The organism is Vibrio fujianensis, assembly GCF_002749895.1.
Classification (GTDB): Bacteria; Pseudomonadota; Gammaproteobacteria; order Enterobacterales; family Vibrionaceae; genus Vibrio; species Vibrio fujianensis.
The window spans coordinates 48,020-62,343 of sequence record NZ_NBUS01000035.1 but is presented as its reverse complement, the minus strand read 5'-3'; the positions used below and the strand labels follow the sequence as shown (position 1 = coordinate 62,343).

Genomic DNA, 14,324 nt, shown 5'->3' with positions numbered 1-14,324 from the left:
ACGCGATTAATTTTAGCCAATGGCTTGAACCGATGGGTATTGCTGTCGGCTGGTTAGCGGGTAAATTGAAAGGTAAAGCCAAACAAACTGAACTTGCCCGCATTGCCAGTGGTGAGGCGCAAATGGTGGTGGGCACACATGCGCTCTTTCAAGAGCAAGTGGCGTTTCATCAACTCGCGTTAGTGATTATTGATGAGCAACACCGCTTTGGTGTCCATCAACGTCTTGAGCTGCGTGAGAAAGGCGCTAAACAAGGAGCGTATCCACATCAGTTAATTATGACCGCCACACCCATTCCTCGCACCTTAGCCATGACTGCTTACGCCGATTTAGAAACCTCAGTGATTGACGAACTGCCTCCCGGTCGAACACCGATTCAGACCGTGGCGATTCCAGACACCAAACGCGCAGATATCATTGAACGGGTTCGACACGCTTGCCTTAACGAACATAAACAAGCGTATTGGGTTTGTACTTTAATTGATGAATCAGAAGTCTTGGAGGCACAAGCGGCTGCCGATACCGCACAAGAACTGCAGCAACAATTAGCCGAACTCAATATTGGTTTAGTTCATGGGCGAATGAAAGCAGCTGAAAAACAGCAAGTTATGCAAGCCTTCAAGGACAACCAACTGCATCTACTGGTCGCGACGACCGTTATCGAAGTTGGGGTCGATGTCCCAAATGCCAGTTTAATGATCATTGAAAACCCAGAGCGCTTAGGATTAGCACAACTGCACCAATTACGTGGCCGAGTCGGACGAGGCTCTGTCGCCAGCCATTGCGTCTTGCTTTACCACGCCCCACTCTCAAAAACCGCTCAAAAACGCCTTGGCGTATTACGCGAAAGCAATGATGGTTTTGTTATCGCGCAGCGCGATTTAGAGATTCGAGGCCCGGGCGAACTCTTGGGCACCAAGCAGACCGGCCTAGCCGATTTTAAAATTGCCGATTTAATTCGCGATCAATCGCTGATTCCTGAAGTACAACGCCTTGCGCGTCATATTCACGATCACTATCCCACCAATGCGAAAGCGATTATTGAGCGTTGGTTAGCAGAACGAGACGTTTACGCCAAAGCCTAATTGCGGTGGCGTACTTTTACCCACCATAACAGAGCAAGGGATCAACGCCCAAAAGCAATCGTTTGCTTTTTTGATAAAAACCTCTATAATCGCCGCCCAAAATAACCTGATGGTTATTAACACTCAGAGTTGAGCCTGATTAACAGCAATCACAGGTAAACACTCAACTCGACGGTGACTGCCCATTCAGCGCACTCAGCCAGACACGATAGGAATAACACCATGAGTCAGCCACACGCTTCACGCCAATCGGACTTGATCTATCAATTAAATGATCGTCCACCTCTACCACAAACCCTATTTGCGGCACTGCAACACTTGCTTGCCATGTTTGTTGCGGTCATCACACCGTCCTTGATTATTTGTCAATCACTAGGGGTTCCTGCGGATCAAACCAACACCATCATTAGCATGTCGCTGTTTGCGTCTGGCTTATCATCCTTTATTCAGATTCGCACCTTCGGCCCGATTGGCTCCGGTTTGCTCTCTATTCAAGGCACCAGCTTTAACTTTTTAGGCCCAATTATTGGCGCAGGTTTAGCGTTAAAAGCTGGTGGTGCCGATATCTCCAGCATGATGGCGGCCATCTTTGGTACCATTTTAGTCGCCTCTTTTGCGGAAATTTTGCTCTCGCGCATTTTGCAGTTTGCCCAACGTATCATCACCCCATTAGTGTCCGGTATTGTGGTAACCTTGATCGGCTTAACCTTGGTGCAAGTTGGCCTTGTCTCTATCGGCGGTGGTTATGCCGCATTAAGTGATGGCACGTTCGGCAGTTTAGATAAGCTAGCGTTAGCGGGCACCGTATTGGCCTTGATTGTGATCTTAAATCGCGCCCGAAACCCTTATGTCCGAGTCGCTTCGATTGTGATTGCCATGGTGGTGGGGTATATCATGGCTTACTTGATGGGCATGGTGGATACCAGCCAAAAGCCACAAAGTAGCTTGATGGCGCTGCCGATCCCAATGCAGTACGGGCTCAGTTTTGATTGGTCGTTATTTATTCCTTTAGTTCTTATTTTCTTGATCACCGCGTTAGAGGCAATTGGAGACATTACCGCCACATCGGAAGTGTCTGGCGAGCCGGTCAAAGGCCCAATTTATATGAAACGGATTAAGGGCGGCGTCTTGGCCGATGGCCTGAACTCGGCCCTAGCGGCTGTCTTTAATAGTTTTCCTAATTCCACGTTTAGCCAAAACAATGGGGTAATTTTGCTCACCGGTGTCGCCAGCCGTTATGTCGGATACTTTATTGCCGCAATGTTGGTTTTACTGGGTTTATTTCCCGGAGTGGCAAGTTTTGTACAACTGATCCCAGAGCCGGTACTCGGGGGAGCCACCATTGTGATGTTCGGCACCATTGCCGCAGCCGGGGTACGAATTATTTCTCGCGTTGACCTCGACCGACGTGCGATTTTGATTATGGCTCTGTCGTTTTCAATGGGCTTAGGTATTGCACAAAAACCAGAAATTCTGCAATTTATGCCCGAGTTTATTAAGAGTATTTTCTCATCTGGCGTCGCCGCAGGTGGCATTACCGCCATTGTGCTTAACTTGCTGTTACCCGAGCATAACGCTCGCGCTAAAGCAACCATAACCGAGCAAGCCCTAGAGCAAGAATAAAATGCCCGCAATGCTTACCGCGCTCGCGTCACCGAGGATAACTGTACTTTCTTCACATGATAGTCAATAAACTTGATGACGCTTAATATTTAAACCCAATTAGAACATCTCGCACCTTCCCCCAAGCCGGTTGTTCTGGGCAACCGCTTCAATAATCTAACGAGATTGGGTTGGGAAACTGAGTTGAATTTTTAAGCCGCCTTCGGCACGGTTATTGAGCACCACCGCACCATGGTGCTGGCTTACAATCCGTTTTACAATCGCCAGCCCAAGTCCGGTGCCTTCACTTCCTCGAGCGGTATCGCCACGAATAAAGGGTTCAAACACTTTATTGACTTGGCTGGGCTCAATCCCTGGGCCATTGTCTTGCACACACACCCAAGCCATTTTTTTATCTGCGGTGATCCCAGTGCTCACTTGCACCCAGCCATTGCCATAGCGCAGGGCATTAACCACTAAATTACTGACCGCCCGCTTAATCGCAATCGGGTTGCCAAACACTGGCTCAATGTCTTGTGATAATTGCGCATCGATCTGCACTTCATATCCACCTTCAGAACACGCGACATCACTGGCAATGTCATTTAAATCGACCGATTGAAACGTCTGCTTATCGACCGGTTTTAAATAGTCCATAAACTGGCTGATGATTTCATTGCACTCTTCAGTATCGCTAATGATCCCTTCCGCTAAGTAGCTATCTTCTGGTGACATCATCTCGGTGGCTAAGCGAATACGTGTTAATGGCGTTCTTAAATCATGGCTGATCCCGGCCATCAGTAGTGCCCGATCCTCTTCTAATGCTTGAATGCCTTGAGACATTTGATTAAAAGCCCGAGTGACCGCACGGATTTCGCTGGCCCCTTTTTCGGCAATAGGTGGCGGAATTTCACCGCGTCCCACCGAGAGGGCGGCTTTTTCTAACAGGCTCAATGGGCGATTCTGTAAGCGAATGAATAACCAACCTCCGACTAGAATGAAAATCGCCACCACAATACTATTACGAAATAATGGGGCAAAATCCTCTTCTCTCAGCTCAGAAAGAGGAATCCGTAATATTTTGTCTGGTAGTGCTTCGATCTTCATCCATAAAATATAGCTTTCTTTGCCTACCCCCATACGAACTTGCGTGAATGAGCCCAGCTCTTTACTCATCTCTTCACTCATTAAGTCAATGCTGATCGCCCGCTGAAATTGCTCTCCTGCCGAGCTGTCAGCATGGAATAATTCAACGCCCAGTTTTTCCAGCACTCGTAAACGCATTGAGGTATCCAATTCATGGTCTAACTCGCTAAACGAGTCATCCAACATCAGGCTGATTTCATGGCTAAGAATTTTATTAAACTGCTGCAAACTGGGGATAATGGCGTAGTTGATTAATGCATAGTAGGAGTAGGCTTGGCTAGCAATCAACAAAGTAAAAAAGAGTAATAACGTTTGGGTAAAGGAGCTGCGAATGCGCATAAGGCACCTACAATCAATGGGGGAGAAAAGGAGTACCACGGCAGATGCCGCATCGGTCCGCTGGAGAAGCCAGTCACACCACTGGCTTTTCGTTCAATTAACTGGCTGATTTTCCATCAGGAACAAAGACATAGCCTAAGCCCCATACGGTTTGAATGTAACGCGGCTTACTGGGATCCACTTCTAGCATCCGTCTTAAACGTGAAATCTGCACATCAATTGAGCGCTCCATTGCAGAATATTCTCGCCCTCGTGCCATATTCATTAATTTGTCTCTCGACATCGGCTCACGAGCGTGGGTGACCAGCGCTTTGAGTACGGCGAATTCTCCTGAAGTTAACGGCATAGGCTCATCACCACGAAACATTTCTCGTGTGCCCAAATTGAGCCGAAATTCACCAAATTCGACAATGGTATCATCGGCACTCGGTGCGCCCGGTGCTTCAATGACTTGACGACGTAAAACTGCTTTAATACGTGCCAGTAACTCTCGCGGGTTAAAGGGTTTGGGTAGATAGTCATCGGCACCCACTTCAAGCCCAACGATGCGATCAATTTCATCCCCTTTTGCGGTAAGCATTAAAATGGGAATGGTGTTGTTGGCATTTCTCAAGCGGCGACAAATCGAGAGGCCATCTTCTCCCGGTAGCATCAGATCTAACACCATTAGATGAAAGGTTTCCCGCTTGAGTAAACGATCCATCTGCTCACTGTTTGCCACACTCCGGACTTGAAAGCTTTGTTCAGATAGGTAGCGCTCTAACAGTGCACGTAAGCGTGCATCATCATCAACCACTAAGATTTTATAATTTTCTTGCATGTTCACAGATCCCACGAAAAAGAGAGGCCACCCAAACGGGTTTATCACTCAAAATGTAACACTGTTTGTCGGCGAGCCACTCAAAGAATTGTTAGCATTTATTACTTATCAATATCATAGCGTAGATGGTTGACAAAAAAAGCGACATCGACGTCGCTAGGGTCTATTGACATTAGAGAAAAAGCCAACCTTACGGTTGGCTTGCTCGATTATCGTTCGCGTATCAGTTGCGCTAACGCATCCCAGTCACCGCGGTCGATCAGTTCAGTCGGCACCATCCATGTTCCACCACACGCCACAACGGAGCTTAAAGCAAGGTAATCTTGCACGTTACCGGGGTTGATACCACCGGTTGGCATAAACCGCACCGGATAAACAGCCGCCAGTGATTTAAGCATCGCAATGCCACCAGAAGGTTCAGCAGGGAAAAACTTTAATGTGGTTAACCCCATTTCCATTGCTTGTTCAACTAAGCTTGGATTATTGACCCCAGGGACAATCGCAATGCGTCGCTGCTGGCAATATTTCACTGTGGTTGGGTTTAGCCCTGGGCTGACAATAAAATCAGCACCGGCTTGCTGTGCTTTATCCACTTGTTCTGTTGTCAATACGGTGCCTGCACCAATTAACATCTCTGGATACGCTTCACGCATCAACCGAATTGACGCTTCTGCCGCTTCAGTGCGAAACGTGACTTCGGCACAGGGTAGGCCGTTCTCCACCAAGACTTTAGCTAATGGAACCGCCTGTTTGGCATCGTTAATCGCAATAACTGGGACAACTTTTATCTCAGCTAATCGTTGTTCAAGAGTAATCATAGATCCACCTTACAAAATAAAGCTTAGGGTCGCGACAATAATAAACGCGATACTACCAAGCAGAGTTTCCATTACTGTCCAAGTTTTGAGTGTGGTTTTCTCATCCATCTCAAGTAAGCGAGAGACTAACCAGAACCCTGAATCATTAAAGTGTGACAATACCGTTGCCCCACCCGCGATGGCGATCACGATAAAGCATAAATCCAGTTCAGACAAACCAGTCGTTTGCGAGACAATCGGGGCCATCAGCGCGGCGGTAGTCGTTAAGGCAACCGTTGCTGAGCCTTGTGCAACCCGCAAACAAGTTGAAATAACAAAGGCAGCAACAATCACCGGCATTCCGGTGTGTGCTAGTACGTCGGCCAACGCTTGACCAATACCGCTGGCACGCAGAACACCACCAAACATCCCTCCCGCACCGGTAACCAAAATCACCGCACAAATCGGAGCCAATGCATCGGTACACAGTTTTTCTAGTTTACTCATACCGTATTTACCGGCAAAGGTTGTCAGGCAAACTAATAAGGTGATGAGCAGCGCTATCGGTGTTTTACCCAACATGCGTAAAAAACCGACCAGAGGATTTTGACCATCAATCATCCCTGCTACCGCTAAGGTATTGAGCCCGGTGTCCATGAAAATGAGTAACACGGGTAACACCAAAATTAATAGTACGGTCGAAAATTTTGGTAGATCGGAGGGATCTTTAAACATCACTTCGGTGTTTAAAAACGCTTTAGAGAGTGGAATGTTAAATTTCTCACCACAATATAAACCAAAGAGATAAGCCCCTAAATACCAAGTAGGAATAGCCACCAGTAATCCGACAACCAGCAGTAAACCGATGTCGGCACCAAGCAGTTCGGCTGCCGCGACTGGGCCTGGATGAGGCGGTACAAAAGCATGCATAACCGCAAATGCCCCTGCGGCAGGTAACGCATACTTCAGCGGAGAGCCTCCGAATCGTTTCGCCACACTAAACAGAATCGGCATCATGACGATTAAGCCAGCATCAAAAAAGATCGGAAAACCAAACATCAGGGATGCGACCCCGAGAGCTAATGGGGCGCGTTGTTCACCAAATCGACCGATTAATGTATCGGCGAGCACTTTTGCGCCGCCGGTCACTTCTAAAATTTTGCCGATCATGGCACCAAGGCCAACCAGTAGTGCTACGGAGGCTAAGGTACCACCAAAGCCGGACATCATGCTGGGGACGACTTTTTCAGCAGGAATTCCGGTCGCAAGCGCGGTACCAAAGCTCACTAAAGTGAGCGACGCAAAAGCGTGTACTTTTAACTTCATTATCAGCACCAACAACGCAAGGATGGCGCAGGCAGCTATCAGTAATAGATAGGTAGGGCTATGTGCAAGTTGTTCCATGTTGTTCACCTTTATCAAGGATAGGATGTTTGTGTCTTAGTTCACAAATCTAAAAGTTACGGGTAACATGTTACCGATAACAACACTAAGATAAAGTCAATTTTTACGGCAAAGTTCAAAATTGAGATCTGGCTCAGATCTCGCAATAAGGAGTCGCTATGACGGGTAATAGCATTATTGTGATGGGCGTCAGTGGTTGCGGAAAAAGTACAATTGGCGCATTGATCGCCCAACGCCTTGGCGCAAAATTTATTGATGGCGATGATCTTCATCCTCGGGCAAATATTGAAAAAATGCGCCGTGGTGAACCCCTCAATGATCATGACCGAGCACCTTGGCTAGAGCGCATCCGCGATGCCGCTTTCAGCTTAGAAAATAAAAGTGAACAAGGCATTATCGTCTGTTCAGCATTGAAAAAAGCGTATCGCGATCAGATTCGAGAAGGCAACCAACATGTAACTTTCCTATTTCTTGATGGCGATAAATCGCTCATTATCGAGCGAATGCGTGCACGTCAAGGGCATTTTATGAAAAGCGACATGTTAGACAGCCAGTTTGCGACTTTACAACGGCCAAGCGCAGAAGAAAAAGATGTGCTTACCATCAATATTGCTCGAGATATTGATGGTGTCGTCGAACAGGCCATCGCCGCGCTACAACAACGGGAGACGCAATCATGTTAGATAACGCAATCATGTTAGATAAAACGGTATTCGCTGTCACAGAACGTATCGCGGCCCGAAGCCAAGCTTTGCGTCAAGAATTTTTAGACCGGACAGAGCAACAACGGGCCAAAGGGAAAGGAAAGGCAAGCTTATCCTGTGGCAACTTAGCGCACGCTATTGCCGCCTCTTGTCAGAATGAAAAATCCCAGATTCTGGATTTAACCAAAGCCAATTTGGCGATCATTACAGCCTATAATGACATGCTCAGTGCACATCAAGTTTATCAAGATTACCCTGCACGAATTAAAGCTGCACTCAAAACTTGCGGCCATACGGCACAGGTGGCCGGTGGGGTTCCTGCAATGTGCGATGGTGTCACTCAAGGTCAACCAGGGATGGATATGTCGCTATTTTCCCGTGATCTGATTGCGCAAGCGACGGCTATGTCACTCAGCCACAACATGTTTGACGGCACACTGTTACTTGGCATTTGCGATAAAATTGCACCGGGACAATTAATGGGAGCACTCAGTTATGCTCATCTCCCTACGGCATTTATTCCCGCTGGCCCAATGTCAACCGGGATCAGTAATGAAGAAAAAGTCGATATTCGGCAAAAATATAGTGCTGGGCAAGTGGGCCGAGATGCATTGCTTGAAATGGAGTGTAGCTCCTACCACTCACCGGGCACCTGCACCTTTTACGGTACCGCAAACACCAATCAATTAGTCTTTGAGGCAATGGGCTTAATGCTTCCTGGTTCGGCGTTTGTAGCCCCCAACACCCCTCTTCGTCACGCATTAACTGAATATGCTGCTCAGGCCATTGCCGCAATGGCACCGGGCACACCGAATTATCGTCCGCTTTGCCACGTGGTGACAGAAAAAAGCCTGGTTAATGGCTTAATCGCTCTTTTGGCTTCAGGCGGAAGCACCAACCATACCATTCACTTGGTGGCGTTAGCTCGAGCAGCTGGCTTGATTCTCACTTGGCAAGATATGAGCGATTTATCTCAAGTCGTGCCTTTGTTGACCAATGTTTACCCAAATGGAACGGCCGATATCAATGCCTTCGAGCAAGCGGGGGGCGTTCCCATGTTGATGACGCGTTTACACGAGCGGCATTTGTTGCACTGTGATGTCACGCCTGCTTTTGGCCAATTTAGCGACCAGTTAACTCGTCCAACGCTCATTGATGGGCAACTGCATTGGCAAGCCTGCCAAGAGAGCCACGATCCACAAGTGATCGCAACTAAAAATCAACAATTTCAAACAAGCGGGGGGATTAAGGTATTAAAAGGCAACCTCGGGCAAGCGGTGATTAAAATTTCTGCGGTAAAACCTGAGCATCATTGCATTGAAGCTCCGGCCAAGGTGTTTGACTCACAACATGATGTCGAAGCGGCATATCAAGCTGGAGAGCTGAATCAAGATTGTATTGTCGTGGTTCGTTATAGTGGGCCAGCAGCCAATGGCATGCCGGAATTACACAAGCTGATGCCCATTCTGGGGAATGTGCAAAAAGCAGGTTACCAAGTGGCATTAGTAACCGACGGCCGTTTATCTGGTGCATCAGGTAAAATTCCAGCCGCAATACATGTTTCACCAGAGGCATTACGCGGAGGAGCAATCGGGTTACTTCGTGATGGTGATCGCTTACGGTTGGATGCGAAAAATGGTGAATTAACTTGCTTAGTCTCGTTAGCAGACCGCCAGCCTCCCCTTCCGTTCACCGAACAAGAACAGCAGAGCTGGGGGCGTGAACTGTTCACGATCGCGCGTCAACACGTCACGCCTGCCGATCAAGGGGCTAGCTTTCTCTTTGCTCCACTTGAGCCATGATTACCAACTTGCACCCGGGGTTAAGCGATAACCTAAATCATACACTTTAGGCTCAACCGATTGACCCGACAGTGCCGTCAGCAATAGCTCGGCACTTTTTTTACCAATCGCAAAACGCGGAGTCTCAACACTGGTTAATTTAGGAATAATGGCCTGACCAATGTCGAGCGCATTATATCCCACCACAGCAATTTGTTGAGGCACCGCAATACCATGATGAGAACAATACATCATGGCACCAATGGCTAGGTCATCATTGGTACAGAAAATCGCATCCATATCTGGATATTGCTCGAGCGCCTGCTGTAATAACTCGCCGCCCAAGGTAAAACTAGAATGCTCTCCGGTAGAGACTTGGATGGGCAAAAGCCCCGCTTCCTCCATCGCACGCTGATAGCCTTGCATCCGCAGTTTTGTTCGAGTATCCAACCGAGCCGCTAAATAGATGATTTTTTTTCGACCTCTGGCGATCAATTGCTGTATCACTTCATAAGAGATCTGTTCATGATTCAACCCGACCGCCATATCAATCGGCTGAGAGGGGATCTCCATCGTTTCCACGACCGGAATACCGGCGGATTTAAGCATTTGTAACGCGCGTTCGGTATGGTTGGTTTCGGTTAAAATCAGCGCATCGACCCGATAAGAGAGAAAAGCGGCAATTTTGTTTTCTTCAACCTGCACGTTATAACCGGTATGGGCAATTAAGGTATCGTACCCCGCCGCTTGAGTGACCTCTTCAATACCTTGTACTAGGTGAGCAAACACTTGATTCGATAGTGACGGTAATATAATCCCAATCGCCCGACTAGAGGATTTAGACATAATAGAGGGCACGCGGTTATGAATATAACCTATACTTTCAATTACTTGAGATATTTTTTTTTGCGTTTTTTCTGCCACTGAACTGGGGTCACGCAAATAGCGTGAAACCGTCATTTTGGTCATACCAACCTGATCGGCAATATCTTGCAAAGTGGGTCTTGTTTTCTTTTGCATACGGTTCCTAGCCCCAACCTATCTTATCGGTTGGTGGACTCTTTCTCATAACGAATAGCATTAATAAACCAGAGTTTATCACCAGTTGGCGTTTTTACCGTGACTTCGTCATCCACTTGTTTTTTTAACAAGGCTCGTGCCATTGGAGAATCAATCGAGATATAACCTTTCGCCTCACCATAAATTTCTTCTGGCCCAACGATGCGTAAGGTTTTTTTCTCGCCCATTTCATTCTCTATTTCTACCCAAGCACCAAAAAAGACTCGCCCTTCTTGCTGAGGGGAGTAATCGACAATGGTTAACTCTGGTAATAACTTACGCAAATAACGAACACGACGATCAATTTGCCGGAGTAAGCGTTTATTGAAGGTGTAATCGGCATTTTCTGAGCGGTCACCAAGGCTGGCTGCCCACGTCACGATCTTAGTAATTTCCGGACGCTTCTCATGCCATAGATGATCGTGCTCTTGTTTAAGCTGATTATAACCCGCGCGAGTGATGAGTTTGGTTTTCACTATTGACTCCCAGGACAAGGTGATTACAGAAATTAAAATAATTCATTTTCGTGATAAACCTCACGAAAAATATTGAAATTAAAAACAGCGTTCATATAATAATCGACTACGCTTTCTCCACAACTAGGATCCGCCAATGAAACAACTCACCGCCAGGCAAACGGTTCAGCGACACATTCTAGAAGCTCTATTACTGACTTTCTTAACCTTACTGGCTCCCATCATGGTCTATGTGGATCTCAACATTTTCCAACACGGTGTACCAGAAATTGGAGCTACCGAAATTACCCAAGAACTCTTTGCCTTAATCAGTGCACTATTATTTACAAAACTAGCCTACAAATTACCACAACAACGCGGCTTCTATACTCTTGTAGCTGGATTTTTCTTCTGCGTTGTTATTCGCGAACTTGATCAGTTTTTTGATCTCATTTGGCATGGTTTCTGGCTTATTCCTGCAATCTTATGCGCTGTTGTTGCTATTGGTTATGCTGTCTTTCGCTGCCAAGGCTCCGTGTTACAACCCATGGCTAATTTTACTCACACCAAAGCCTACCCTTTTTTACTTATTGGTTTATTAATTTTGCTTATTTTTAGTCGAGTATTTGGTAGCGGTAGCCTATTTTGGATGAGTATCATGGGTGATGCCTATGTACATGGCTTCAAAAATGCCCTACAAGAAGGGCTAGAACTGCTAGGCTATAGTTTTATTTTTTATTCCGCTTGTCTAAATTACGTTAAAAATCATCCAATCACAGAAAAGACGTTGCAGCCGATGCCTGGCTACGTACAATCCGTACATCATTGATAGACAAAGAGACGACGGATGAGCCAAGCTATCTGCCAACAGATTGCCGAGGAGCTAAATGTTCGCTCCGAACAAGTAATCGCCGCTGTAACCCTAATTGATGACGGTAACACCGTCCCTTTTATTGCCCGCTACCGTAAAGAGGTGACGGGCGGTTTAGACGATACGCAACTGCGCCACTTAGATAGCCGCCTAGCTTATCTGCGAGAGATGGAAGATCGTCGCCAATCGATTCTCAAATCGATTCAAGAGCAAGGTAAGTTAACACCTCAATTAGAGCAAGCAATTCTCAGCGCCGAGAATAAAACTCGCTTAGAAGATCTCTACCTGCCTTACAAACCTAAGCGACGCACGAAAGGACAAATTGCCATTGAGGCTGGGCTTGAACCTCTGGCGGAACGCTTATGGCAACACGCCGATGTTGACCCAGAACAAGAAGCCAACCGCTACTTAAACCCCAACCAAGGTATTACCGATGCCAAAGCGGCCCTTGATGGTGCTCGAGCTATTATTATGGAACGTATTGCGGAAGATGCCGACTTACTCGGAAAAATTCGTCAGTACCTCCAACGCCATGCTGAGATTGTGTCGTTAGTTGTCAGTGGTAAAGAGCAAGAAGGTGAAAAATTTAAAGATTATTTTGCCCACCGCGAGCCAATCAGCAAAGTGCCGTCGCACCGAGCTTTAGCTATGCTGCGTGGTCGTAATGAAGGTTTTTTAACTTTAAGCGTGAATGCAGACCCAGAACAAGAAGAGACGCTTCGCCACGCCTATTGTGAAACCCTGATTGCAGAACATTACGGTTTGGCGCTGAGCCAAGCACCGGCAGATTCTTGGCGTAAACAGGTGGTCAGTTGGGCATGGCGAATTAAAGTGTCGATGCATATGGAAACAGAATTAATGGGGGCGATGAAAGAGCGAGCGGAACTCGAAGCCATTGATGTATTTGCCACCAATCTTAAAGATTTATTGATGGCCGCGCCTGCCGGCCCAAGAGCAACACTCGGTCTCGATCCCGGTTTGCGTACCGGATGTAAAGTTGCGGTGGTGGATGCAACAGGTAAAGTGCTTGCCACCGAAACCATTTATCCTCACCAACCCCAGAATCAATATGATCGCGCGTTGCAAACGCTCGCCACTTTGGTCAAAAAACATCATGTTGATTTGATTGCAATTGGCAATGGAACCGCCTCACGAGAGACAGACAGCTTGGTCGCCGATTTAATTAAACGTGAGCAGTTAAAAGTGCAAAAAATAATGGTCAGTGAGGCGGGAGCTTCCGTGTACTCAGCCTCCGAGCTGGCCGCAAAAGAATTTCCAGATATGGATGTTTCACTACGAGGCGCAGTTTCCATCGCTCGTCGTTTGCAAGATCCATTGGCCGAGTTGGTCAAAATTGATCCGAAGTCGATTGGTGTCGGTCAATATCAACATGATGTGAGCCAGACTTTACTGGCAAAACGCCTTGATGCAGTGGTAGAAGATTGTGTTAACGCCGTCGGGGTCGATGTTAATACCGCATCAGCCGCCCTGCTAACACGTGTCGCTGGGTTATCAGCCACTCTAGCGCAAAATATTGTTCACTATCGCGATGAGAATGGCCGATTTGATAGCCGCAACACCTTGAAGAAAGTCCCTCGCCTTGGGCCTAAAGCCTTTGAACAGTGCGCGGGCTTTTTGCGCATTATGGATGGAAAAAATCCTCTGGATGCTTCCGCGGTTCACCCCGAAGCTTATCCAGTGGTAAAAATGATTGCGGAAAAAAATCATAAAGCGCTCAAGTCACTGATTGGACATAGTGACTTCCTTCGTTCACTCCATGCGGTTGATTACACCAACGATCTCTTTGGTGTTCCAACGGTCACCGATATTATTAAAGAACTGGATAAACCGGGGCGAGATCCCCGTCCTGAGTTCAAAACCGCGACCTTTGCGGAAGGCGTTAATCGTGTTGCAGACTTAGAAATTGGCATGGTGCTCGAAGGGGTGGTGTCGAATGTGGCTAATTTTGGTGCTTTTGTCGATATTGGCGTCCATCAAGATGGCTTAGTGCATATTTCAGCACTCACCGATCGCTTTGTCTCTGACCCGAGAGAAGTGGTTAAAGCGGGCGATATTGTCAAAGTAAAAGTGATGGAAGTTGATACGCAGCGTAAGCGAATCGCTCTGTCTATGCGTTTAAATGATGAGCCCGGGCAACATTCAGCGCGGGCAACTCGCGCTTCATCTCGTTCAGAAGCTTCGCCTCGTCAGATAAAACCGACTCGACACAATGAAAAAGCCAACGCTGGTGCCATGAGTGG

General features: G+C 47.2%; 12 protein-coding genes. 6 read left to right on the top strand and 6 right to left on the bottom strand.

Features of this window, described 5'->3' with window-relative positions; translation table 11 throughout:
- Together B7C60_RS17585 and B7C60_RS02295 are read left to right on the top strand one after the other, a co-directional pair.
- Nucleotides 1-1,085, top strand: a 1,085-nt coding sequence (locus tag B7C60_RS17585) for an ATP-dependent DNA helicase RecG (protein WP_245868429.1), incomplete at its 5' end; no start/stop codon positions are given.
- Between the two features lie 222 nt (nucleotides 1,086-1,307).
- Nucleotides 1,308-2,708, top strand: coding sequence for a uracil-xanthine permease family protein (locus tag B7C60_RS02295; protein WP_099610248.1), 1,401 nt, complete (start codon nucleotides 1,308-1,310; stop codon nucleotides 2,706-2,708).
- Nucleotides 2,709-2,864: 156 nt separating this feature from the next.
- On the opposite strand, the gene envZ is transcribed toward B7C60_RS02295, so the two are convergent.
- The 4 genes from envZ to B7C60_RS02275 form a co-directional block, all read right to left on the bottom strand.
- Nucleotides 2,865-4,172, bottom strand: a complete 1,308-nt coding sequence (envZ, locus tag B7C60_RS02290; protein ID WP_099610247.1) for a two-component system sensor histidine kinase EnvZ — start codon at nucleotides 4,170-4,172, stop codon at nucleotides 2,865-2,867.
- 97 nt (nucleotides 4,173-4,269) lie between these two features.
- Nucleotides 4,270-4,992, bottom strand: a complete 723-nt coding sequence (gene ompR, locus B7C60_RS02285) for an osmolarity response regulator transcription factor OmpR (RefSeq protein ID WP_099610246.1) — start codon at nucleotides 4,990-4,992, stop codon at nucleotides 4,270-4,272.
- A gap of 209 nt (nucleotides 4,993-5,201) precedes the next feature.
- Complete coding sequence (locus B7C60_RS02280; RefSeq protein WP_099610245.1) at nucleotides 5,202-5,810, bottom strand: bifunctional 4-hydroxy-2-oxoglutarate aldolase/2-dehydro-3-deoxy-phosphogluconate aldolase; 609 nt, start codon at nucleotides 5,808-5,810, stop codon at nucleotides 5,202-5,204.
- Between the two features lie 9 nt (nucleotides 5,811-5,819).
- A complete protein-coding gene (locus tag B7C60_RS02275) occupies nucleotides 5,820-7,193 on the bottom strand; it encodes a GntP family permease (protein ID WP_099610244.1) in 1,374 nt (457 codons plus the stop codon).
- Nucleotides 7,194-7,351: 158 nt separating this feature from the next.
- Here B7C60_RS02275 and B7C60_RS02270 point away from each other — a divergent pair, with 158 nt between their 5' ends.
- Nucleotides 7,352-7,876, top strand: coding sequence for a gluconokinase (locus B7C60_RS02270; RefSeq protein ID WP_099610243.1), 525 nt, complete (start codon nucleotides 7,352-7,354; stop codon nucleotides 7,874-7,876).
- An 11-nt stretch (nucleotides 7,877-7,887) separates the two neighbouring features.
- The gene (gene edd, locus B7C60_RS02265; RefSeq protein ID WP_099610282.1) at nucleotides 7,888-9,699 is read left to right on the top strand and encodes a phosphogluconate dehydratase; all 1,812 of its coding nucleotides are present in this window, start codon (nucleotides 7,888-7,890) and stop codon (nucleotides 9,697-9,699) included.
- On the opposite strand, the gene B7C60_RS02260 is transcribed toward edd, so the two are convergent.
- Both B7C60_RS02260 and greB read right to left on the bottom strand, forming a co-directional pair.
- On the bottom strand, nucleotides 9,700-10,698 hold the full coding sequence (locus B7C60_RS02260) for a LacI family DNA-binding transcriptional regulator (RefSeq protein ID WP_099610242.1): 999 nt from the start codon (nucleotides 10,696-10,698) through the stop codon (nucleotides 9,700-9,702).
- 23 nt (nucleotides 10,699-10,721) lie between these two features.
- Nucleotides 10,722-11,213: a transcription elongation factor GreB gene (gene greB / locus B7C60_RS02255; protein WP_099610241.1), complete on the bottom strand. Its 492-nt coding sequence runs from the start codon at nucleotides 11,211-11,213 to the stop codon at nucleotides 10,722-10,724.
- A gap of 136 nt (nucleotides 11,214-11,349) precedes the next feature.
- Between greB and B7C60_RS02250 the strand changes: the two genes are divergently transcribed.
- Together B7C60_RS02250 and B7C60_RS02245 are read left to right on the top strand one after the other, a co-directional pair.
- Entirely contained in the window at nucleotides 11,350-12,021 is a 672-nt protein-coding gene (locus B7C60_RS02250; RefSeq protein WP_099610240.1) for a hypothetical protein, read from the top strand.
- Nucleotides 12,022-12,039: 18 nt separating this feature from the next.
- On the top strand, nucleotides 12,040-14,324 hold a 2,285-nt coding region (locus B7C60_RS02245), incomplete at its 3' end, for a Tex family protein (protein WP_245868427.1).